21 protein-coding genes and 2 pseudogenes are annotated in these 20,634 nt (G+C 70.5%); 9 read left to right on the forward strand and 14 right to left on the reverse strand.

Annotated features, from left to right (window positions below):
- Positions 1–91: 91 nt before the first annotated feature.
- Positions 92–1,129: a helix-turn-helix transcriptional regulator gene (locus ACZ6R6_RS46405; RefSeq protein ID WP_470103611.1), complete on the reverse strand. Its 1,038-nt coding sequence runs from the start codon at positions 1,127–1,129 to the stop codon at positions 92–94.
- Between the two features lie 101 nt (positions 1,130–1,230).
- On the opposite strand from ACZ6R6_RS46405, the gene ACZ6R6_RS46410 reads away from it, so the two are divergent.
- Both ACZ6R6_RS46410 and ACZ6R6_RS46415 read left to right on the forward strand, forming a co-directional pair.
- Positions 1,231–2,076: an SDR family oxidoreductase gene (locus ACZ6R6_RS46410; protein WP_470103612.1), complete on the forward strand. Its 846-nt coding sequence runs from the start codon at positions 1,231–1,233 to the stop codon at positions 2,074–2,076.
- 260 nt (positions 2,077–2,336) lie between these two features.
- The gene (locus tag ACZ6R6_RS46415; protein WP_364100044.1) at positions 2,337–2,852 is read left to right on the forward strand and encodes a hypothetical protein; all 516 of its coding nucleotides are present in this window, start codon (positions 2,337–2,339) and stop codon (positions 2,850–2,852) included.
- Positions 2,853–2,880: 28 nt separating this feature from the next.
- Here the strand turns inward: ACZ6R6_RS46415 and ACZ6R6_RS46420 are convergent, their stop codons facing one another.
- A complete protein-coding gene (locus tag ACZ6R6_RS46420; protein WP_470103664.1) occupies positions 2,881–3,669 on the reverse strand; it encodes an IS5 family transposase in 789 nt (262 codons plus the stop codon).
- Between the two features lie 596 nt (positions 3,670–4,265).
- Between ACZ6R6_RS46420 and ACZ6R6_RS46425 the strand changes: the two genes are divergently transcribed.
- The 3 genes and pseudogenes from ACZ6R6_RS46425 to ACZ6R6_RS46435 form a co-directional block, all read left to right on the forward strand.
- Positions 4,266–4,457: a hypothetical protein gene (locus ACZ6R6_RS46425; protein ID WP_470103614.1), complete on the forward strand. Its 192-nt coding sequence runs from the start codon at positions 4,266–4,268 to the stop codon at positions 4,455–4,457.
- Positions 4,458–5,398: 941 nt separating this feature from the next.
- Positions 5,399–5,812 carry a nuclear transport factor 2 family protein gene (locus ACZ6R6_RS46430; protein WP_470103615.1) on the forward strand — a complete coding sequence of 138 codons (414 nt, stop codon included), beginning with the start codon at positions 5,399–5,401 and terminating at the stop codon, positions 5,810–5,812.
- 343 nt (positions 5,813–6,155) lie between these two features.
- Positions 6,156–7,169: pseudogene (locus ACZ6R6_RS46435) on the forward strand (RNA polymerase sigma factor); the annotation flags it as partial.
- A gap of 71 nt (positions 7,170–7,240) precedes the next feature.
- On the opposite strand, the gene ACZ6R6_RS46440 reads toward ACZ6R6_RS46435, so the two are convergent.
- Positions 7,241–7,843, reverse strand: a complete 603-nt coding sequence (locus ACZ6R6_RS46440) for a TetR/AcrR family transcriptional regulator (protein WP_470103617.1) — start codon at positions 7,841–7,843, stop codon at positions 7,241–7,243.
- 348 nt (positions 7,844–8,191) lie between these two features.
- Between ACZ6R6_RS46440 and ACZ6R6_RS46445 the strand changes: the two genes are divergently transcribed.
- Complete coding sequence (locus tag ACZ6R6_RS46445) at positions 8,192–8,857, forward strand: alpha/beta fold hydrolase (RefSeq protein ID WP_470103619.1); 666 nt, start codon at positions 8,192–8,194, stop codon at positions 8,855–8,857.
- Positions 8,858–9,017: 160 nt separating this feature from the next.
- Here ACZ6R6_RS46445 and ACZ6R6_RS46450 read toward each other — a convergent pair whose 3' ends face one another.
- The 5 genes from ACZ6R6_RS46450 to ACZ6R6_RS46470 all read right to left on the reverse strand — a co-directional run bounded on the left by ACZ6R6_RS46450 (position 9,018) and on the right by ACZ6R6_RS46470 (position 13,444).
- Positions 9,018–9,776, reverse strand: a complete 759-nt coding sequence (locus ACZ6R6_RS46450; protein WP_470103621.1) for a peptidylprolyl isomerase — start codon at positions 9,774–9,776, stop codon at positions 9,018–9,020.
- Between the two features lie 115 nt (positions 9,777–9,891).
- Positions 9,892–10,095 carry a zinc-binding dehydrogenase gene (locus ACZ6R6_RS46455; RefSeq protein WP_470103623.1) on the reverse strand — a complete coding sequence of 68 codons (204 nt, stop codon included), beginning with the start codon at positions 10,093–10,095 and terminating at the stop codon, positions 9,892–9,894.
- 9 nt (positions 10,096–10,104) lie between these two features.
- Entirely contained in the window at positions 10,105–10,434 is a 330-nt protein-coding gene (locus ACZ6R6_RS46460) for a zinc-binding dehydrogenase (RefSeq protein WP_470103625.1), read from the reverse strand.
- Positions 10,435–10,721: 287 nt separating this feature from the next.
- The gene (locus tag ACZ6R6_RS46465) at positions 10,722–11,690 is read right to left on the reverse strand and encodes a phosphotransferase family protein (protein WP_470103627.1); all 969 of its coding nucleotides are present in this window, start codon (positions 11,688–11,690) and stop codon (positions 10,722–10,724) included.
- Between the two features lie 302 nt (positions 11,691–11,992).
- Complete coding sequence (locus ACZ6R6_RS46470; protein WP_470103629.1) at positions 11,993–13,444, reverse strand: MFS transporter; 1,452 nt, start codon at positions 13,442–13,444, stop codon at positions 11,993–11,995.
- Between the two features lie 168 nt (positions 13,445–13,612).
- Between ACZ6R6_RS46470 and ACZ6R6_RS46475 the strand changes: the two genes are divergently transcribed.
- The gene (locus tag ACZ6R6_RS46475; protein ID WP_470103631.1) at positions 13,613–14,206 is read left to right on the forward strand and encodes a helix-turn-helix domain-containing protein; all 594 of its coding nucleotides are present in this window, start codon (positions 13,613–13,615) and stop codon (positions 14,204–14,206) included.
- A gap of 348 nt (positions 14,207–14,554) precedes the next feature.
- Here the strand turns inward: ACZ6R6_RS46475 and ACZ6R6_RS46480 are convergent, their stop codons facing one another.
- The gene (locus ACZ6R6_RS46480; protein WP_470103632.1) at positions 14,555–14,926 is read right to left on the reverse strand and encodes a VOC family protein; all 372 of its coding nucleotides are present in this window, start codon (positions 14,924–14,926) and stop codon (positions 14,555–14,557) included.
- 81 nt (positions 14,927–15,007) lie between these two features.
- Here ACZ6R6_RS46480 and ACZ6R6_RS46485 point away from each other — a divergent pair, with 81 nt between their 5' ends.
- Entirely contained in the window at positions 15,008–15,469 is a 462-nt protein-coding gene (locus tag ACZ6R6_RS46485) for a MarR family winged helix-turn-helix transcriptional regulator (protein WP_470103634.1), read from the forward strand.
- A gap of 38 nt (positions 15,470–15,507) precedes the next feature.
- Here the strand turns inward: ACZ6R6_RS46485 and ACZ6R6_RS46490 are convergent.
- Positions 15,508–15,713: pseudogene (locus tag ACZ6R6_RS46490) on the reverse strand (transposase); the annotation flags it as partial.
- A 26-nt stretch (positions 15,714–15,739) separates the two neighbouring features.
- Positions 15,740–16,300 carry a GNAT family N-acetyltransferase gene (locus ACZ6R6_RS46495; protein WP_470103635.1) on the reverse strand — a complete coding sequence of 187 codons (561 nt, stop codon included), beginning with the start codon at positions 16,298–16,300 and terminating at the stop codon, positions 15,740–15,742.
- A gap of 221 nt (positions 16,301–16,521) precedes the next feature.
- Between ACZ6R6_RS46495 and ACZ6R6_RS46500 the strand changes: the two genes are divergently transcribed.
- Complete coding sequence (locus ACZ6R6_RS46500; RefSeq protein WP_470103637.1) at positions 16,522–17,316, forward strand: patatin-like phospholipase family protein; 795 nt, start codon at positions 16,522–16,524, stop codon at positions 17,314–17,316.
- A 169-nt stretch (positions 17,317–17,485) separates the two neighbouring features.
- Here ACZ6R6_RS46500 and ACZ6R6_RS46505 read toward each other — a convergent pair whose 3' ends face one another.
- The 3 genes from ACZ6R6_RS46505 to ACZ6R6_RS46515 are packed head-to-tail and all read right to left on the reverse strand — an operon-like array spanning position 17,486 to position 20,633.
- Positions 17,486–18,739, reverse strand: coding sequence for a sensor histidine kinase (locus ACZ6R6_RS46505; protein WP_470103639.1), 1,254 nt, complete (start codon positions 18,737–18,739; stop codon positions 17,486–17,488).
- A gap of 13 nt (positions 18,740–18,752) precedes the next feature.
- Complete coding sequence (gene cseB, locus ACZ6R6_RS46510; protein ID WP_470103640.1) at positions 18,753–19,442, reverse strand: two-component system response regulator CseB; 690 nt, start codon at positions 19,440–19,442, stop codon at positions 18,753–18,755.
- Between the two features lie 15 nt (positions 19,443–19,457).
- On the reverse strand, positions 19,458–20,633 hold the full coding sequence (locus tag ACZ6R6_RS46515) for an ABC transporter permease (protein WP_470103642.1): 1,176 nt from the start codon (positions 20,631–20,633) through the stop codon (positions 19,458–19,460).
- Position 20,634 lies beyond the last annotated feature (1 nt).

Below are 20,634 nucleotides of genomic sequence, written 5' to 3' on the forward strand. Positions count from 1 at the left end.
CCGGCCTGACCAGCGCGAAGGCCACAACGACGAAACCCAAGCCCAAGAAATCCACTAATCCGCGACCACGACGCACAGGTTAAAGATCAAGCTAGTCGTGACAGCCTGGTGAGTCGGCTTCAGCGCGGGTCGGCGCGGCGAAGGCGAAGGCTGCGGCCCGGTCCCGCAGCAGGGCGGCGAGCTCGGGGGAGTCGATCACCTCGAAGGGCCATCGCACCCAGAGCAGGCCGCCGGCGAGGACCTCGAGACGTACGTCGGCGATGCGCCAGTGTGTCGCCGCCTGACCGGTGGCGGTTGTCGTCGGGGAGAAGTCCGTGGCGAAGCCACCCATGTACGCCTGTACCTCTTCGATCGGGGCGTGGATCAGGATCGTCGCTGTATGTTTCCGGGGCGGAGCGCCGAGCTGGCTGGTGACGAACGCGACGGGGTCGCCTCCGGGGACCTCCCGCGGCTCGAAGCGCACGCCCGTCGCTGATGCCCGCGTGATCCGATCGACGCGCAACACCCGCCAGCCACGGTCGAGGTCGCGGCACACGAGGAACCACCGGGTCTGCCGGGGTACCAGGGCGGCAGGCTCGACGTGACGCGGGGACTCCCGTCCGATGTCGGCACCCTCGGTGCTCATCACACGCAGCCGGACCCGCTCCGCGTCCCGGCACGCCAGCGCCAGGACTGCCAGCACGTCGGCGTTCATCGGAGCCGGATACGCGCCGGCCACCGCATTCGGCGTGCCGCCGAGGGCGACCGAGGAGCGCAGCGCCCGCACCCGCTGACGCACCGCCGGGGGCATCACCTGCTCCATTTTGGCCAGAGCGGTGAGCGCGACCTCGCCCCCGCCGGCAGCGCCGTTGGCCGCCGACGAGGCGAGGGCGGCGGCCACGGCGAGCGCCTCGTCCGGGGTGAACACCAGCGGCGGCAGGTCGCTGCCCGTGGACAGTCGGTAGCCGCCGTCGGGGCCGCGACGTGCCTCGATGTGATAGCCGAGGCCCCGCAGCCGCTCCACGTCCCGCCGGAGTGTGCGGCCGTCGACGCCGAGGCGGTCGGCGAGCTCGCCGCCGCTCCAGGACCGGCGGGTCTGCAGCAGCTCCAGCAGGCGCAGCGCCCGCTCAGTCGTGGTCTGTTCCGACACACTCGTCGAGTCTAGGAGAAATGCGGGCAGAAAATGACCTAAACCGTCCTTAGGTTGGAGTTCAAGCCGGACGGACCGGCCACTTCCCTAAGGAGCGCGTCTTGACCATCCTTGTTACCGGCGCGACCGGCGCTGTCGGTCGTCACCTCGTCATGACTCTGCTCGCCCGCGGCGCCGCCGTACGTGCGCCGACCCGCAAGCCCGATGACGCAGACCTGCCGGCCGGGGTCGAGGTCGTCGCCGGTGACCTGGCCGACGCCACCACGCTCGGGTCGGAGGTGTTCGACGGCGTCGATCGTGCCTTCGTCTTCCCCGCCCAGGGCGTCGACGCGTTCGTCACCGCGGCCGCCGCCCACGGCGTCCACCGCTTCACCGTGCTGTCCTCCCTCGCTGCCGCGAAGGAGTTCCAGCGCGACCACGGCTCGGCGAGCCAGCTCCACCACACCGCGGTCGAGGCCGCCGTGACCGACCGCACCGATGCCTGGACGATCCTGCGGCCCGGCACCTTCGCCAACAACCTGCTCTCCTGGGCCTGGCAGATCCGCTCCGGCGCACCGATCCGGGCGCCGTACCTCGCATCGGCGCAGGCCCCGATCCACGAGTACGACGTCGCCGAGGCCGCCGCCGAGACCCTGCTCTCCGACGCCCATCTAGGTGACGCGATCTCGCTCACCGGCCCGCAAGCCCTGACCCGCTCCGAGCAGGTGGCGATCATCGGCGAGACCCTAGGACGGGAAATCCCGCTCGTGGAGATCACACCCGGGGAGTTCCGCGCCGAGACCGCACAGTTCATACCCGAACCCGTGATGAAGATGCTGCTCGACTACTGGCACGACACCCTCACCGTCCCCGACGTCCCGCGGCCCGTCACCGCGGTGACCGGGCGGCCGGGCCGCACTCTGGCAGAGTGGGCCGCCGACCACCGGGCCGACTTCGAGGCCGCCTGACGGGACCGGGCAGACGCGATGGCCGGGCAGGAGCCGCCGAATCCGAATCCGCCCGACCATCGTGAGCCGCCAGGACTGAGCGGACGGGGAGGGGGCGCCTGGACCCGCGCCGCCGGCCAGGTGCTGTCGACTGATGAGCTCTGCTGGATCCGCGCCTGCCTTACAGACCGCGCGAATAGGGCTTGGGTCGGAGGGCACAAGTGGCTACGTGCCTCGGCTGTCGATCATCATCGTGACCAGGCTTGACCTATGCTGAGCCAATGACCGACAACGGCGCACCCACGAGAAGCTCGGGCGCTGAAGAGCCTGGCGTTGACGCGAAACTGCCCGCGACCGTGCGTATCGCCGGGGTTGTGTTGAGAAGGATGGAGAGCCCTTCATCGCTGGCCTGCTGGACCGGTTACTTCCCGGAGCCGACAGGCGCGGTCGAGACCGGGATGAGTCTGGTGATCGAGCCAGCCGCCCCGCCAGAAGAGGCCACCCTCCATTTCGCTCACGACGTCGTGAGCCACTTCGATGTCTTCGTCGACCAAGCTTTGGAGTACTGCCGCACCCGACTCCGGGAATCGCACTTCGAGCTCACAACTGAGGAACTGAGCTGGCTCGACCTTCCGGAGTTGCCACTGGCAGTTCCCGAAGCAACCGTGTGGGCCGACCAAACCTGGGCAATCCGTTTCACGGAGAGCAGGCTCCGGCTGGCGGACCCCTACGGAATCCTCGTGACGTTCAACGGAAGGCAGCCTGTCGACGTTGAGGGCCTCGACGACGAGCAATGAACCGCTCGACGCGCCATCGGGCGTGTGTTCACGGGTGGCGGTTGGGTCGGTTGTCCCAGCGGTGGGTTGTCCAGGCCCGGCGGATCAGGCTGCGTACGGTGATGACGGTGTCGGCGAGATCGAAGAACGCGTTAATGACCGTTGCGTGGTGTTCGTGGCAGCGGGCGAGGCACTGGAAGGCGTTCTGCCAGGCATGGGTACGCTCCACATGCCACCTGTCGCTTGCCTGGACCGGTGCCTTCTCGCCCTTGTGCGCGATCCGGCCGTCCAGGCCACGTTCGGCAAGCAGGGCGCGGGTCTTGTCGGAGTCGTAGCCGGCGTCCAGGTGCACGGTGATGTTGTCGGGCAGGGGCCGGAGGTCGTCCAGCAGGTCCAGGGTCGCGGCGAGCAGCGGGGAGTCGTGACGGTTCGCTCCGGCCAGGACACGGCCCAGCGGAATGCCGTAACCGTCCGTCATCCCGGAACGCTTCAAGCCCTGCTTGCCGCGGTCGACCGGGGGACGCCCCGCCACCTCACCACCACCAGGCGCCTTGGTGATGCAGCCGTCCACAGCAATCCGGTCCAGGACCAGGCCGACGATCCGGTCGTAGGACTCCAGCGCGATCCGCTTGAACTGCGCGAAGACACCCAGACGTACCCACTCGTCACGACGGCTGCGGATCGTCGTGGCCGAGCACGTCGCATCCGCGATCGCCTCGTAGGAACAGCCGAAACGCAGCAGCTGCAGCAGCTTGTCGAAGACGACCCGGTCACCGATACGCCTGCGATGACAGCCCAACGGATGGCCCGGGTGGAACTCCGGCCGCATTGGCAACAGGGCCGCGAACTACTCCCACAGCGGTTCGGTCAGCCAGGACGGCAGAACAGGCACAAGTCTCCCCAACGATCACACAATGTCGCCACTCCATGATCGCCAGGACTCGTACCCGCTCTGCCACCAGTCTCCCCAACCGCCCCTATCCGCGCAGCCACTTAGGTCTTCGGCCTTGGGGGGTGTCGGGATTAGGCGGTTTCCCGACAGGTCGCCGAAGTGGCGCTCGACGGCCCTTACGGGGCTCCGACCTGCGTGTCCGGCGAAGATTTCCCCCGCACTACCGGACCCCTTGGAGCGCGACGCCGACCGACGCAAGCGATGACTGCGGCGCTCGGTCGGGCACCACCACGGCCGAGCCGAGCACGAGCGGCTCGCGACACCGCACCAGCTCAGAAAAGGTATGCGTGTTTCGGTGGTAGCACGCCGGATAGCGGACATAACGTATTAATTCCGACTCTCGACATCTAAGAGAGCAAAGAAGATGAAATATCATTACTAATCCTCAAACCGTACCGAGCCAGGCATCCGCTCGCCCGGCTGCCACAGCCCGCGACCGGCAGACGACGGAGACACGGCCGGCGTTCAAGACAACCGAGTTCATGGTCTACATCGCCGCGGTGGTCGCGGTAGTGATCACGGCCCTGGTCGTCGGCGACGAAACCCGAGGCCCGGGCGGCGACCCCTTCGGAGCCGAACAGGCCATCAGATACATCACCTTCCTGACCATCGGCTACATGCCGGCTCGTGGGCTGGCGAAGGCCGGCAGCTGGACACGGCGCGACGACCGTTGACGCCGGCGGGCACGACCAAGCCGGCCCGTCACGGCCCGGCGATGTGTAGTGATCGTCCGCGTCAAATGGCGACTCCACCGATATGCACCGTCATCGACGGGGTCGCCACGCCACCTGCATGATCATCCAATGGGACTACATAACTGCCCCGGAAATCCCTATAAGCGGACAGTGCGCCGCCCGATTGTTGGCGCTCTGCTCCGCCCCGGACGTTTGCGCAGTTCAGAGCGTCGCGTGTCGTTTTCGGTACCGGACAGAATGCACGCGCTGTCGGGTATGCGCCGACACCGAGTTTCACCTGGGTGACAGCCATCCCCGGGAGTTGGCCAGGGCAGGATGGGACCCCAACCCTTACATGTCGACTTGCTGGACATGTCGAATCAGTCGACAGATGGTCGAGGAGCGACAGCGAACACTCCGACGCAGGCGGCCCTGGACGCGTTGAGCACGTGGGCCCGGCAACAGAGCTCCATCCGCCCTCGGCTCGTCGCCACCGTCTGGTAGGCCGGGATGCGCAACATCCGCGCGATCGCCCAGGCCGCCTGTGACCACCCGCCCAGGCGCGCCCGGCCTCGAGGCGGCCCGTCGAGGCCGGCGCCGACCGGCTCGCCGGCTGGTCCACCGCCCGCTGGGGAACGAGGGCCGCGGCCGCCTTCAACGCCTGCCCGGACGCCCTCGGCTCCGCCTGCGCCCGGTGGCGCGAGCCGGCCCGCTCGAAACCGGCACGCCCACCCGTTACCTAATGCGGGCCGGGGAGACCGGCTGAACTACCTATACGTGCCGGATTCCGCGTCCTCCGGCTTTCCGTAACGTCATGACCGGCAGCGGGGCCCAGAGGCCCGCGGCTTCCGACAGCGTTTGCAGCACCACCGGACGACCTCGGTCGGCCATCCCCCGCACACCCTCCGCCACCAGCGGCCGGAAACACCCGTGAGGACGACATGACCACCCGTGCCACCGTTGAAGAACTCCTCCGCCGGATCGGCGAAGGAGACCCCGACAAGATCGCCGAACTGTACGCGGAGCAGGTCGACTGGCAGGTCGACTGGCCGGCTGTCCCCTTCGGGGCGGTGCCCTGGATCCGCCCCCGGTCGACCCGGGCCGACGTCGCCGACCACCACCGCACCCTGTCGGCGCACTGCGTGCCCGGACAGGGGTCGGCGTCGGTGACGGCCGTCCTCACCGGAGGAGCGGACGCCGTGGTGATGGGAGAGACCTCGCAGACGGTGAAGTCCACCGGCAAGAGGTTCACCATACGGTTCGCGCTGCACCTCACCGTGGACGACGGTTTGATCACCCGCCACCATGTGTACGAGGACAGCCTCGGGGTCGCCGAGGCGTTCACAGACTCCTGAGACCACGTTCCCGGCCACCACGTGGCGGTCTCGGCGTGACCTTCCTGGACACCGCGGAGGTCTACGGTCCGTACGCGGACGAGGAACTGCTCTCCGCAACCGCTGACGTACGCCGTCCGCAGGCCGTACCGGCCTTCCCGTCGGGCCGCAGCGGGCATCGCCGTACGCGCGGCCGCCTCGCCCCCTCCTGGCCCTCCCCGCGCGGACGGTGCGAACGGCCCCGCCGGGGTCCGGCCGGTCACCCGCATGTGCGGGAGATGGTCGCAGCATGCCCGCGCGGGACGTACGGTGATCGGCACAGCTTTCACCTCCCGGAAGGTGCGCCGCCGTGACCATCACCGCCGATGACGATGTGCTGATCCTGTCCGACCACGACGACGGAGACGACCACTCCCCCACCTCCCCCACCGCGGGCGCGGGCGCCAGCGCCGACGTGGTCAAGGACTACCTCCAGCGGATCGGCCGGGTCGGCCTGCTGTCGGCCGAGCAGGAGGTCGAGCTCGCCCAGCGCATCGAGGCCGGGGTGTTCGCCGCCGAGCGGCTCGGCCTGCACGGCAGGGCGATGCCCGCCGAGATGCCCGCCGAGATGCCCGCCGACATGCGGGCGGAGCTGCAGTGGCTGGCCGACGACGGCCACCGGGCCAAGGACCATCTGCTGGAGGCCAACCTCCGCCTGGTCGTCTCGATCGCCAAGCGGCACACCGGCCGCGGCATGGCCTTCGCCGACCTGATCCAGGAGGGCAACCTCGGGCTGATCCGCGCGGTGGAGAAGTTCGACTACACCAAGGGATTCAAGTTCTCCACCTACGCCACCTGGTGGATCAAGCAGGCCGTCACCCGCGCGCTGGCCGACCAGGCCCGCACCATCCGCATTCCGGTGCACATGGTCGAGGTGATCAACAAGGTGGCCCGGGTGCAGCGTCAGATGCTGATCGCCCTCGGCCGCGAACCGTCCCCGGACGAGCTCGCCGCCGAGCTCGAGATGCCGGTCGAGAAGGTCGTCGAGGTGCAGAAGTACGGCCGTGAGCCGATCTCCCTGCACACCCCGCTCGGCGCCGAGGGCGACACCGAGTTCGGCGATGTGATCGAGGACTCCGAGGCGATCGCCCCGGAGGAGGCGGTGGCCTTCACCCTGCTGCAGCAGCAGTTGCACGCGGTGCTGGGCACGCTGCCGGAACGCGAGGCCGGCGTGATGCGCCTGCGGTTCGGTCTGACCGACGGGCAGCCGAAGACCCTGGACGAGATCGGCAAGGTGTACGGCGTGACCCGGGAGCGGATCCGGCAGATCGAGTCCAAGACCATGGCCAAGCTGCGCCACCCCGTCCGCGCCCAGGCGTTGCGCGACTACATGGTGTGACACCGCGACGCGCTCCCCATGGCGCTCGACCGGGCCGCCGGCGCCCCGGAGCGCCGGCCCCCGCCCGATCCTCAGGAATGCGGCCGGCGCTCTGAGGTGGCGGCGGACAGCAGGGTGAGCGCGGCGCGGCGGGCCTGCTCGCCCGTACCGGCCGCGCCCTGGTGGTCGGCGACGACGGTCGCACCTTCGACCAGCATGAGCAGCTGCCGGCCCAGGGCGTGCGGATCGGGGGCTCCGGCGCGGGTGGCGATGCCGGTGAGGAGCTGGAGGTAGCGGCCCAGATGGCGCGCGGTGACGGCGCGTACGGCCTCGACGTGGTGCTGGGCGGCCGCGTTCACCATCGCGCAGCCGCGGAAGACCGGCTCGTCGTACCACTGCTGGAGGGCGTCGAACACCGCGGCGAGCTGGTCGTCGGGGCTGTCTCCGGCAGCCGCCACGGCACCGGCCAGCCAGCTCGACACCCGCTCGCTCCGGGCCTCCAACATGGCCTGCACGAGCCCGTCCCTGGTTCCGAAATGCCGGTAGAGCGTCTCCTTGGACACTCCGACGCGGGCGCACAGCTCGGCGACGCCGATGCCGTCGAGCCCGCGCTCGTACAGCATCCGGGTGGCCGCTTCGAGGATGGTGGCGCGGGTGCGCGCCGGGTCGATCGTCGAGCCCTTGGCAACTGGCATTCCACAGATGGTACCTACCGGTTCGATCGACTGCTAGCATCTCAGATCGTACCGATCGGTTCGATCTATGGAGCCTGCGATGCCGGACCCCCGCGCCATCGGCCCGCCGTGCGATCGTGGCGTCCGGCCCGTGTCGGCCCGCGGCGGCGGCCGGGTGACCTCGCCGGCGCGGGATCGATGAGGCCGCCGGCGTGGCAGGCGGTGCGGCCGGCTCTCGGCACAGCCTCGGCGCTGGGCCTGGCCGTCGTGGCGGCGCCCGCGCGGTGGAGCCGCCCGATCACCGAATGGTCCGGCGACCTTCCGGGTGTGTTCGAGAGATGCGACTCCAAGAGATAAAGGAGCATGATTGTGGCAACTTTTGTCCTGATTCCCGGTATGTGTCATGGCGGCTGGTGCTTCGAGGAGCTCACCGAGCAGCTACGCCGCCACGGGCACCGCGTCCATCCGCTGACGTTGACCGGCCTCGGCGAGCGCGGCCACCTGCTGCACGGCGGAGTGAACCTCGACACGCACATCCTGGACGTGGCCGGCGTGCTGGAGGCCGAGAACATCGAGGACGCGGTGCTGGTCGGCCACAGCTACGGAGGGATGGTGATCACCGGGGTCGCCGACCGCGTGCCGGGACGGGTGGACTCCCTGGTCTACCTGGACGCCATGGTGCCGGAGGACGGCGATTCCTGCTGGGCCCTCGTCTCCGACCAGGAGCGGCGGTGGTACATGGACGTGGTGGAGACCGGCTACGCGGTGCGGACGCTGCCGTTCTTCGACACGCGTGCCACGCCGCACCCGATCGCCTCGCTGCTCCAGCCGCTCCGGCTCACCGGCGACCTCGCGCGGATCCGGCGCAGGGACTACGTGTACGCGGCGGGGTGGGACGGCCGGTCCCCGTTCACCCCGGTATACCAGCGGCTGCGTGAGGACCCCTCGTGGACCACACACGCGCTGGACAGCGGGCACAACCTCATGCGGGACGCCGCGGAGGACCTACTGAAGATCCTTCTAGCGGGCCGTTGACCCCGGGGCCCCCGGACGCCGCAGTCCGAGACCGTCCTCGGCGGTAGACGCGCCCGCGCCCGCCGGCGCGCAGCGCGGCTACCGCTCCTCCTCGGACAAGTGCCGTTCGGCGGCGCCTGCGTGGTGGACCGCCCACGGATCGGGCGCCGCGGGTGACCGGCTAGCGGCAGACCTGGGCGTCGTCGATGTCGACCGGGAGGGCGGGCCTGCCGTCCACCGGCGGTGTGGGCCCCTCCGGAACGGGCTGGATGCCGCCGGCGGCGATGCGGTCCAAGGTGGCGAGCCCGGCGGCGTCGACCGTCCCGAAGATCGTGTAATTGGGTGACAGCCCGGAGTCGGCGTAGACCAGGAAGAACTGGCTGCCGTTGGTGTCCGGTCCGGCGTTGGCCATGGCCAGTACGCCGCGCGCGTACGTCTTGCGCTCCCCGGTGGGGGTGCCCGGCCACGGCGGCAGATCGGTGGGCAGCTCGTCCTTGTACCGGTAGCCCGGTCCGCCCTCGCCGGTGAAGCTGGGGTCACCGCACTGCAGCACCTTCAGCCGGTCGTAGGCGGTCATCCGGTGACATGAGGTTACGTCGTAGAACTTGTGCCGGATCAGGTGCACGAAGCTCTGCACCGTGCATGGCGCCTTGGCCGGGTCGAGGGTGAGCCCGATGTCACCGTGGTTGGTCTTGAGGACCGCGGAGACCCGCCGGGTGGGCGTACGGCGCGGGTCCGGCGGCAGCGGCACCTTGCGTACGGCCGGCTCGTCCGGAGTCTCGGTGTAGCGGCACGGGCCTTTCGTCGTCCTCGGCGGCCGGTCCCCGGTCGCGTCCGTGGCCGCCGAGACGGGTACGGCTCCGAACGCGACCAGCGAACCCGCCGTCGCCGCGGCTACCGCGGCACGTGCCGCGAGTCGTAACAAGGCTCTGTCAGACATGGCGTCCTCCATGGGGGTGATCAACGGGCTCCCTGTGGTCTAATCGATCTGACCGACGCCGTCAAGGGAGGACAGGCCCGCCGGGATCTGCGCCCCGGGCAGGCCCGGGCCGGCGTCACCCGATCCGGACGATGCTCTTGCCGTGGGTCGCTCCGCCGGCGAGATCGGCGATGGCGGCCCCGATGTCGGCCAGCTCGTATTCGGCGGTGATGTCGATGCCGACCCTGCCGTCCGCGGCCAGTTCCAGCGCGCGCCGTACGCTGTCGGCGAGCCGCTCGGGATGGGTCTGGCCGAGCAGGTTGCTGTTGTAGGTCAGCATCGACGTGCCCTACGTCAGCAGATCGTTGGCCGAGACCGAGACCGGCTCGAAGGTGGCGATGTTGCCGTAGACCACGATCCGGCCGTGCGGTGCCGGGCGTTCCAGGTTGGCCAGCCGAGTCTGGCCGCCGATGGGATCGAGAATCACATCGAAGTGCTCCCCGTCCAGCGCTCGGGGGAACTCCTCGCGGCTGAGCACCTGGTCATACCCGGACTGCCGCGCGTAGTCGACCTGCCCCGGACCGCCCACGACACCTACGACCCGCCCCGCGCCGGCGGCCCGGGCGAACTGTCCCGCGAGCGTGCCGACGCAGAGCATGGCCACGGTCCTCACCGGCATGCAGGCCAAGGGCCTCATCGACCGGCAGCCGTCACCCGTGCACGCCAAGGTCATGATCGCCACCCTCACCGGTGCCGGCCGGCGCCTCCTCGACGAGGCCTACCGGGAGGTCGACGTGCTCGAGAAGGCCTTCGTCGACAAGTTCACCCCGGCTGAGCACAGGCAGTTCTGCGACCTCCTCGATCGGGCCACCGAAACCCTGATCGAGCAGACCCCCGCAACGCCGTACGGCACGCGCAGGCGTCCGATCCGTCCAAGGCGTCAGGCCGGCCGTGAAGAAGGGGCGGTCATGGTGCGTTTCCGGCCCACCCCGTGCGCGTGCGCAGCCACTCCAGGGCGGCCCCGCCCTGAGCCGCCTGGAAGGCGCGCAGTGTCGGCAGGCCTGGTGGATCGGGCTGACGGGACTGCCGGATGAAATACCCGGTGAGTGCGGCCAGCACCGCGGTCACCGCCGCGGGATCGGCATCCCGCCCGACCGGATGGGCGGTGAAGACCTCCTCAGGCGGCGGACCTCCCTGCATCCTCACGCTGGGCAGCATCTGCAGCAGGTCGAACCAGCCGGCTCCGACGAACGCCCACGGCCAGTCGACGACCACCACCTCCTCAGCGGTAAGCAACAGGTTGTCCGCCCGGATGTCACCGTGCACCAGACTGTCTCCCTCGATGGCGTCCGGCCAGCGCGCCTCCAGATCCGCCAGCGCATCCAGATGGCGCGCTGCCCACGCGTCAAGGCCGACCAGCTCATCACCACCTGTTTCACGGTCCGCGACCAGGCGCCGCCATCCCCGGAACTGCTCGCCGAAGCGCTGTCGCGCGGGCGGGGCAGGGATCGGGGCGGGGGTCAGCGCGGTGGCCAGCCGGGTCAAGGCGTCCAGAACACGTTCCAGCTCAGCGGTCCGCCATGGAGCGGCCGGCGGGTGACCGTCCACGTCTTCGAACAGCAGCGCGACCCAGCCTCCGGATTCGAACGAGGCCAGCATCCTGGGTGCGGGCACTCCAGGGGGGAGCGAAGCGGCGATGCGAGCTTCGGCTCGATAGATGTCGGCGGTGAGTGGATTCGGCTCGGGACCAACGGCTTTGGCGAACGCGCGTCGGCCGTCGGCCAGCCTCAGCCGCACGGCGGCGCCCGGCGAAAACCCGCCAGTCTGCGTCACCGCCCTGACGACCGGGGCACCCAGCCGGGTTTCGACGGCTCGGCGGATCTGTCCGGGTACGGCATGCCACGGCAGGCGCGTCCCGGCTGCGGGGGCGTTCATCCTGCCATCTTGGTGAAAATCGCACTCGACGGCGACTCCGACGGGTCATCCGACCTGCAGCGGGCCGCCTTCTCATCCCTGACACGCACGTGGCCGCGCCATCGGCAGGTGACGGGACCGATCGTTCCCGAAGGGGTCAGGCGAGAAGGGGGAAGCCGACCGCTCGTTGTGGATCGCACGGTCCGCAGGCAGCGGAACAGGCGGCCGAGCGGCCGGTTGAAGGCGGCGCGCTGGAAGGCCGGTCACCGTCGGCGGTACCGCCCTGTCGCGCCACCCACGCCGGTGGAGTCCCTGACGGTCCGTCAGCCTCCGTCCGGCTGCCCGCCCACCCCTACCCCCGCCGTCCGTCTACCGCCACCCGGCTCCCCGCCCACCTGCGGGTCCCGGTGTCGGCCGGCAGCCGGCGCCATCAGGGTCACGACGAGTACGAGCAGTCCGCAGCCGGCGACGAGGAGCCAGCCGGGACGTAGTGCCTGGGCGAAATACGCGGGTGAGGCGTCGACGACGACGCTGCCCGCGACGGCGATGCCGAGGGCCGAGCCGAGTTGGCGGGCGGTGGAGGTGATCCCACCGGCGACGCCGGCGCGGGCCGGCGGCAGGCCGCTGACCGCGGTGTTGGTGATCGGCGCGTTCGCGAATCCGAACCCGACGCCGACGAGCAGGTAGGCCGACGACAGCAACCGGATGTCGGTGTGGTCGCCGATGCCCATGAGGCAGAGACCGCCGGCCGTGATGAAACCCCCGGCGAGCGCCAGCGGTGGGCGCGGGCCGAAACGTCCGACGAGCACCCCGGAAAGCGGCGCGCACACGGTCGCGGCGATGGCCATCGGGAGCGTGACCATCCCTACCGCCAGCGGGGTCATGCCTCTGGCGTGCTGGAGGTAGAGGGTGTTGAGCAGCAGGGTCGCGCTGAGGGCGACGAACACCACGACCGCGCCCACGACGGCCGCGACGAACGGCGGCCGGCGGAACAGCCGGGGGTCCACCAGCGGCTCGGCCCGTCGCGACTCGACCCACCCGAACGTGGCCGCGGAGACGGCGACGACGACGTAGCCGGCGATCGCCGCCGGCGAGTCCCACCCGATGTGCGGTCCCTCGATCAGTACGGCGACCGAGCAACCGACCACGACGGTCAGCAGCAGCTGCCCCGGAGCGTCGAGCCGACGCGGTCGCTGCGCGCGTGACTCCGGGACGAAGACCGCGGTCAGCACCAGCACCGCGGCGACGACCGGCACGTTGATCCAGAAGACCGACCGCCAGCCGACAGCCGAGATCAGAGCACCGCCCGCGACAGGCCCGGCGGCCATGCTGACGCCGAAGACGGCCGCCCACACGCCGATCGCGCGCGCCCGCTCCTTCGGCTCACTGATCACGTTGACGACGATGGCGAGCGCCACCGGGCTGAGCATCGAGGCGCCGACCCCCTGCACGACGCGGGCGGCGACCAGCGCGCCGATGGTCGGCGCGAGCGCGCACGCCACGGACGCGGCGCCGAACACCACCAGCCCGAGCCGGAACACACGTCGCCGTCCGATGCGGTCGGCCAGCGCGCCGGAGGAGATCAGCAGGCTGGCCAGCACAAGCGTGTACGCGTCGACCGCCCACTCCAGACCGCGGGTTCCGACACGCAGGCCGGCGCCTATCGACGGCAGGCCGACGTTCACGATCGTCGTGTCCAGTCCGACCAGGAACAGGCTCAGGCAGCAGATCGCCAGCACCGTCCAGCGTCTGGACGTGGCGGGTCGGGGGTCCATGGTTACTCCTTCGTGGCACTTGGCGGGCGCTCGCGGAATCGAGACCTCACGGGGGCCAGGACAGCAATGTCGGGCCATCGGGTGTCGATCAGGTAGGAATTTTGCGGAAACTGCAAAAAACCGGCCCAACCTTGCCGGACCGGGGCCCGGTCCGGCCAAACTGGTGGCGTGGATGCCGAACTGGAGCAGTTGCTCGCCACCATCGGGCCTCGGCTGCGCTCACTGCGCCGCGACCGCGGCATGACCCTCGAGGCACTGTCGGCGCTGACCGGCATCTCGGTCAGCGGCCTGTCCCGGATCGAGTCCGGCAAGAGACGCCCGACCCTTGAGCTGCTCATACCGCTCGCGCGGGCGCACCGCGTCGCGCTCGATCAGCTCATCGCCGCCCCGGCGACCGGCGACCCACGGGTTCACCTGACCCCGCTGCGGCACCGGCGCGGAAGCGTCCTCGTGCCCCTGACGCAATACCCGGGCCGCCTCCAGGTCTTCAAGCAGGTGATCGCGCCCTGCCCTCGCAGGCTCGTCACCCACACCGGCTATGAGTGGCTCTTCGTCCTCGCAGGAGAACTGCTGCTCGTCCTCGGGGAGCGCGAGCTCACGCTCCGTCCCGGCGAGGTGGCCGAGTTCGACACGGCCGAGCCGCACTGGTTCGGCCCCAGTGACGACCGCCCCGTCGAGATCCTCCACATTTTCGGCAGGCAAGGCGACAGGGCCCGGGTCCGTGCGCGCCCGGCCGCCCTCCCGGAGCACCAGACCGACTGAGCGCCGCCCTCCCGGCCTGTGCCCGGAGGTCGCGTCCTGATCGGGCCAGGAGCTCCCGGCCTTTCCAGGCTGGTGTGCAGGTTCGCGGAGATGAATCCGGGCAATGTCACGGAGATCCGGACCGAATTCCGGACTGTCAAGCGTGCGCGGGGATGCCGAGCGCAGCCAGAAGCGCATCCACGACCGCAGCGGGCACCAGTCCTCGACGACGGAGCGGCGGTCTCCCTCGGCCGCAGCTTCGGTCAGGCGATAGACCTTGCGGATCGCGGCCGACAGCCGTGGCTCGCGGTGGTGAGGACATCGGGGGCACCGGCGCCACGAGTCGGAATCAGCCCGGCGCGGTCATGGTCAGCCTCCGTGCGCGGTGAGGGTGTAGCCCTCGGGCCCGGCGAAGGTGAACGTGCGGCCGAAGGGACTGTCCTGCGGCGGGCTGATGATGGGCACCCCGGCGGCGGCGAGCCGGTCGTGCAGCTCCTGGGCGTCCGTGGTGCGGAACCACAGGGCCACCCCGAGACCGGGCCGCGCGACGCCGTCGAGGTCCACACCCGGCAGCGGCTCGCGGACGGCGAACGGGATCGGCTCGGTGGTGAACACCACGGCGCCGGGAGGCGAGGCCGGTGCCCGCCGCAGTCCGAGGTGCTTCTCGCAGAAGGCGGCCGCCGCCTCGACGTCGCGCACCTGCAGAGCGATGAAGTCAGGGCCGTCGACGATGACAGTCATGGGTTCCCCTTGATTCCTATATGTCAGGACTTTGACATGAAGGACTGTACTCACGGCGACCATCTATGTCAAAATCCTGACATGGAAGACCGGAAGCCCGTGCCCCCGCCCCACCCCGCTCAGGACGTCACCGAGCACGTGGGATATCGACTCAAACGCTCCGCCGCGGCGCTGCGCGGCGCTATGGACAGAGCACTGCGCGAGCACGGCCTGACGGTGCCGCAGTACGCGTGCCTCGAACTGCTCGACCTGCAGCCCGGCCTGTCCAACGCCGAGCTCGCCCGCGGCGCATTCGTCACGCGGCAGTCCATGAACGTCGTCCTCCGCGGCCTCCAGGACGCAGATCTGATCTCCCGGCCTGCCACCACCGACCACGGCCGCGCCCTTCCCGCCCACCTCACCGCGGAGGGCCGCAGCCGTCTCGACGCGGCCCGCTCCGCCGTCTACGCCATCGAACGGCAGATGGTCGACGCGGTCCCGCAGCGGCGCCTGGCCGCCCTCCTCGCCGACCTCGACCGCATGGCGGCAGCCCTTGGCGGCTGACCCTCCGGCGGTTTGCCCGGCACTCCATCCCAGGCATGCGCGAGCGTGCGGTCCGGGTCCTCGGTCCACGGACGCGGAATGTACGGCTCCGAATCGATCGCTGCGTGCCCGATCGCGATCACGTGGACGAGGTGGACGGCGACCTGCGAGTTCTCGATCCTGCCTGCCGTACCGGTGTACTGGCGCTGCGCGCCCACGCGCGGGTGCCCTTCTTCGGGTCACCGGTCTCGTCGGCGACGAGCACAGCGTCGGTGTGGGATGGCGTCCGTTTCAAGGCCCGGACAGATCCGATGGGGTGAGCGAGAACAGGACGAGGTCGACCCGGCCGGTGTGCGTGAAGCCGGCGTTTCGCATGATGCCTTCACGCTGCAGGCCGGCCTTGAGCGCCGTTCGCTGAGAAGCGACGTTCCCGGTGGCCGCCTTGAGCTCCAGGCGCTGGAAGCCCTGATCGACCAGCAGCCAGTAACCGACGGCGCGGGTGGCGGCCGCCGCGATGCCGCGTCCGCGTGCCCACGGGGCGACCCAGTAGCCGATCTCACTGACCCGCCCTCGCCAGTCGGTCTTCTTCAGTCCGGCTGTGCCCAGAAAACGGCCGTCGGCAGCGTCGATGATCGCGAAATGGATGCCGGCGCCGGACTCGCGCAAGGCGTGTGCGGTTTCCGTGCACCACGCGGTGGAGTCGTCGAGCGTGTAGGGCCGGGGCAGTGGAAGCCATCGTTGGATCAGCTCGTCGGCACAGGCGGCCTGGTTGTCCGAGACATCATCGCCGGTGAACGGGCGGAGGACGGACGACCCCGCGGACAGGACAGCTTCAGGGAAGATGTCGGCCACTGGCTCGCCTCCGGTCGCTTTTGATCATCACGGCACCGGCTGACGGTAACAGAACCCGCACCTTGCCGGCCTGCGGTTTTCTGGGGTGATGGAGGTGATGGAAAGGCCACGGGTCCGCGCTCTGCGCAAGCACGCGTCCGCGGGGAGGGCCGCGACGACCTGGAGCATCGGATCGGCCACGCTGTTGACCTCAACCTTGGTCGAGGCCACAGGATGACCGCATGAAACGTGCTCTCGTACTCGGTCCTGGCGGCGTCGTCGGTACGGCATGGCTGGCCGGGCTTGCCGTCGGTCTGCGCCGTGCGGGCGTGGACCTGGCCGACGCCGACCTGATCGTCGGCACATCGGCCGGCGCCATCGTCGGCGCCATGCTCGCCGTCGGTGAGGATCTCGACCGCCTGGCCACCCTCCCGGGGTCCCGGAACGGCGAAGCCGCCGCCGACCCGGCCAGGCTGGCCGAGGTCTTCGCGACACTCAGCGATCCCGCGCTGGAGCAGGAGGAGAAACTGCGCAGGATCGGGAGGGTGGCCCGCACCGCCGACGTGGTCCCCGAGCGGACCCACCTCGACCGGACGGCCGCCCTGATCACCGCCCGCGACTGGCCCGAACAGCCTCTTCTGATCACCGCGGTCAACACCGAGACCGGCGAACCTGTGGTCTGGGACCAGGACGGGGATGCACCGCTGGTGTCCGCCGTCGCCTCCAGTTACGCGGTGCCTGGCCTCTACCCGCCCATCACGATCAACGGGCACCGCTACATGGACGGCGCCTTTCGCGCGGGCGCCGGCGCCGATCTGGCGGCCGACGCCGACGTAGTGATCGTCATCGAGCCCCTGGCCCACCTCTTCCCCAGCGGTTCCCCCCTCTCGATCGCCCCTGACCAGGAAGCTCTGGAGGTCTTCGGCCCCGACCTCCACGACAGGTCGGCCTGGGAGGCGTCCTATCAGGCGGGCATACGGCAGGCGGCGCCGGCCGCCGAACGCGTCGGAGGGCTGTGGAACGGCACCGCCGGCTGATGAGCCCGCTCGCGTTGCGGCGCAGGCGCGACCAGCTCTCGATCGAGCAGCGGTGGTCGCGGTGGTGATCGGCGTATGGCCTACGCGGGTCTGGTCCTGGGGGCCGGCGACCATGATGCCGGACCGGCGTGTGGACAGACATCGAGATGCCGCCCCGGCCCGGAGCAGGCTATCGATCCGGTTCCGGTGGTGTGCCGGGCAGGGTGACGGTGACGCTCGCGCCACCGCCGGGAGGGTTGGTGAACTGGAGGGCGGCCCGGATGATGCGGGCGTGGCCGGACACGATGGTCAGGCCGAGCCCGTGCCCGCGGCCGCGCTCGGTCCGTCCGGTGCGGAAGCGCTGCGCCTGCCCGTTGCCCAGGTCGGCGAGCAGGTCGGGTGGGAAACCGGGTCCGTGGTCGCGGATGACGATCTGATGGGAGCGCACGGTGATCTGTACCGGGGCGGCGCCGTGCGCGTGGGCGTTGAGGACCAGGTTGGCGACGATCCGTTCGAGGCGGCGCGGGTCGGTGACGGCTGTCGCGTGGCCCTGCTCGCCGACGGCATGCAGGTCGGCGGGCACGCCGAGACGGTGCAGCGACTCCCGCACCAGGTCGGCCAGCGGCACCGGCTGCCGGTCGGGCTGCTCGCCGCCGGCGTCCAGCCGGGATATCTCCAGCAGGTCGTCGACCAGACCGCGCAGCACGCCGATCCGGTCGCGGACCAGGTCGGTGGCCTGCCCGTCGGGCAGCAGCTGGCTGGCGGTCAGCAGGCCCATCAGCGGGGTGCGCAGATCGTGCGCGACATCGGCCGTGAAGCGCTGTTCGGCCAGCAGCCGCCGCTGCAGGCTGGCGGCCATGGAGTTGAGCCCGGCGCCGATGTCGGCGATCTCGTCCCGGCCGCTCGCATCGGTCCGGGCGTCCAGGTTGCCGCCGGCGATCTGGCGGGCGGTGCGGGCGACGCGCCGCAGCCGCCGGTTGGGGAGTTCGGCCGCCAGCACCGACAGCGGCACCACCCCGGCCAGGGCGAGCAGCGCGGCTTTGACCATGTCGCGGTCGAGCGCGTACAGGCTGCGCAGCTCCGAGCCCACCGAGATCTGTACGCTCACCGCCCGGCGGCCGTCGTCGCCATACGGTTGGGCGGCCCACATCCACGGCTCGTCCCGGTGATCGAGCCCGTACCAGGTCACCGGCCGGCCGGTCCACAGCTGGGCGACCAGGGCGGCGGGGAGTTCCTCGACGGCCACCACGTCATCGGGCAGGCCGCCGGGCCGGCCGGCGGGGGGCAGTGACTGTTCGAGTGCCTGCAGGGCTTGGCTCTCGGCCGCGTCCAGCATCCGCTGCCAGGTCGCCCGGTGCATCAGGAGGCCGACCACGGCCGCGACGACGACGCAGGCGATCGTGACGAGCGCGGCGATCTTCCATCGCAGCGAAGCCGGATTCATCACCGGGCCCCTTTCAGGTGGTGCGCAGTTTGTAGCCGAACCCGCGGACCGTCTCGATGCGCTCGGCGCCGATCTTCTTGCGCAGGCGCTGTACGCACAGGTCCACCACGCGGCTGTCGCCGTCCCAGCCGTAGTCCCACACGGTGCGCAGCAGCGTCGCCCGCTCCAGCACGATGCCCGGGTGAGCGGCGAACTCCAGCAGCAGCCGCAGCTCGCTCGGGGCCAGTTCGACGCGTTGCCCGGCCCGCCGTACCTCCAGCGCGCCGGTGTCGATGCTCAGCTCGCCGAAGGCGAGCACGGCGCTCGCGGCGGCCTGCCCGGGCGCGTGCTCGGGCCGGGCGATGGTGGCCCGGCGCAGCAGTGACCGGATCCTGGCCACCAGCACCGGCAGGTCGACTGGTTTGACCACGTAGTCGTCAGCGCCGCCCTCCAGCCCGGCGACGACATCCAGACCGTCACCGCGCGCCGACATCATGAGGATCGGCACCTGGCTGGTCTCCCGGATCCTGCGGCACACGCTGATGCCGTCCAGGCCGGGCAGCATCACATCCAGCAGCAGCAGGTCGTGGCCGCCCGCCTGGGCCGCCTCCAGACCGGTCAACCCGTCAGCGGCGGTCGTCATCCGATAGCCGTAGCGTTCCAGAGCCAGGCCGACCGACGTGCGGATCACCGTGTCGTCTTCGACGAGCAGCAGAGATGTCATGAAAATGCACCATATCTACCGAAGTGCGTTGACCGGTTCCATGCGGGCGGCACGCAGGGCCGGGTACAGGCCCGCGAGCAGCCCGACGGCGGCGCCGGCGGCGGGCGCCGCGGCGGCCAGCCGTACGTCCAGCACCGGAGTCCACTGCTTGGCGGCGCAGACCGCGACGATCACGACGATCCCCACGGAGGCGCCGATGATGCCGCCGGTCAGCCCGGTGAGGGTGGACTCCAGCAGGAACTGGGCGGCGACGTGGCGGCGGGCGGCGCCCAGGGCGCGGCGCAGGCCGATCTCGGCGACGCGCTCCATCACGGTGACCAGCGTGACGTTGGCGATGCCGACCGCGCCGACGACCAGGGAGACCAGCCCGAGGATCAGGAAGAGGGCGTTGACGTCGCCTTCCACCGCATCGCGTGCCCTGGTGGGGCTGGGCGGCGACATGACCTGGAGAAGGCCCTCGTTGCCGGGGCTGAGTGCGGTCGGCGCCTGCTTGGCGATCATTTCCGCGGCGCCGAGACCGGTGTTGACCAGGACCCGGGTCACGGTGCTCAGGCCGTAGCGCTTGCCGATCGTCGGTGGCAGCAGGACGGCGCTCGCGAGGCTCTTCTCGCGTTTCGGGTCGTCGAGCACGCCGATGACGGTGTATGCCTGGGTGCCGATGAAGATGGCCGGGGCCCGTTCCAGCCGGGTGATGCCCAGCATCCGGGCCGCGTGCTGGCCCAGCACGACGACCTTGTCCCCGCGGGCGATGTGCCCGGCGTCGAAGTAGCGGCCCTCGACCATTCTGCCTTTGACCGCGGCGGGCAGGCCGGGGCTGCTGGCGACCACCGTGAGAGTCTGGTCGGTGACCCGGGTGGGGTCCACGACGTCGTTGGAGCGGACGCTGAGGTTGGCGCTCTGTTCCGACTCGGCGAGGGCGGCGGCGGAGACCACCCCGCGCAGCCGGGCCACCCGGCTGACGTCGGCCCAGTCGACCAGGGGGAACGGGTTGTCCGGGACCTCGACCGTGACGGAGGTGGCGGTCAGCTCGTCGAAGCGGCCGACGATCTGGTTGCCCGCCGTCGCGGCGACGCCCAGGGTGACCACGAGCGTGGTGATGCCCAGCACGGTGCCCAGCGTGGTCAGCGCCGAGCGCGCCGGGCGGGCCAGCAGGCCCGCCATGGCCTCGTTCAGCAGGTCGCGCGGGTGCACA

Source organism: Streptosporangium sp. NPDC048886, from assembly GCF_055586905.1.

What these genes read in the sequence shown, in the direction of transcription:
- ACZ6R6_RS46480 (WP_470103632.1), bottom strand. Translation starts at nt 14,926, where the DNA reads ATGACTGTCATCGTCGACGGCCCTGACTTCATCGCTCTGCAGGTGCGC.
- ACZ6R6_RS46465 (WP_470103627.1), bottom strand. Translation starts at nt 11,690, where the DNA reads ATGAACGCCCCCGCAGCCGGGACGCGCCTGCCGTGGCATGCCGTACCC.
- ACZ6R6_RS46450 (WP_470103621.1), bottom strand. Translation starts at nt 9,776, where the DNA reads ATGTCTGACAGAGCCTTGTTACGACTCGCGGCACGTGCCGCGGTAGCC.
- ACZ6R6_RS46460 (WP_470103625.1), bottom strand. Translation starts at nt 10,434, where the DNA reads ATGCCGGTGAGGACCGTGGCCATGCTCTGCGTCGGCACGCTCGCGGGA.
- ACZ6R6_RS46485 (WP_470103634.1), top strand. Translation starts at nt 15,008, where the DNA reads ATGGAAGACCGGAAGCCCGTGCCCCCGCCCCACCCCGCTCAGGACGTC.
- ACZ6R6_RS46505 (WP_470103639.1), bottom strand. Translation starts at nt 18,739, where the DNA reads ATGAATCCGGCTTCGCTGCGATGGAAGATCGCCGCGCTCGTCACGATC.
- cseB (WP_470103640.1), bottom strand. Translation starts at nt 19,442, where the DNA reads ATGACATCTCTGCTGCTCGTCGAAGACGACACGGTGATCCGCACGTCG.
- ACZ6R6_RS46425 (WP_470103614.1), top strand. Translation starts at nt 4,266, where the DNA reads ATGGTCTACATCGCCGCGGTGGTCGCGGTAGTGATCACGGCCCTGGTC.
- ACZ6R6_RS46470 (WP_470103629.1), bottom strand. Translation starts at nt 13,444, where the DNA reads ATGGACCCCCGACCCGCCACGTCCAGACGCTGGACGGTGCTGGCGATC.
- ACZ6R6_RS46430 (WP_470103615.1), top strand. Translation starts at nt 5,399, where the DNA reads ATGACCACCCGTGCCACCGTTGAAGAACTCCTCCGCCGGATCGGCGAA.
- ACZ6R6_RS46500 (WP_470103637.1), top strand. Translation starts at nt 16,522, where the DNA reads ATGAAACGTGCTCTCGTACTCGGTCCTGGCGGCGTCGTCGGTACGGCA.
- ACZ6R6_RS46440 (WP_470103617.1), bottom strand. Translation starts at nt 7,843, where the DNA reads ATGCCAGTTGCCAAGGGCTCGACGATCGACCCGGCGCGCACCCGCGCC.
- ACZ6R6_RS46455 (WP_470103623.1), bottom strand. Translation starts at nt 10,095, where the DNA reads ATGCTGACCTACAACAGCAACCTGCTCGGCCAGACCCATCCCGAGCGG.
- ACZ6R6_RS46415 (WP_364100044.1), top strand. Translation starts at nt 2,337, where the DNA reads ATGACCGACAACGGCGCACCCACGAGAAGCTCGGGCGCTGAAGAGCCT.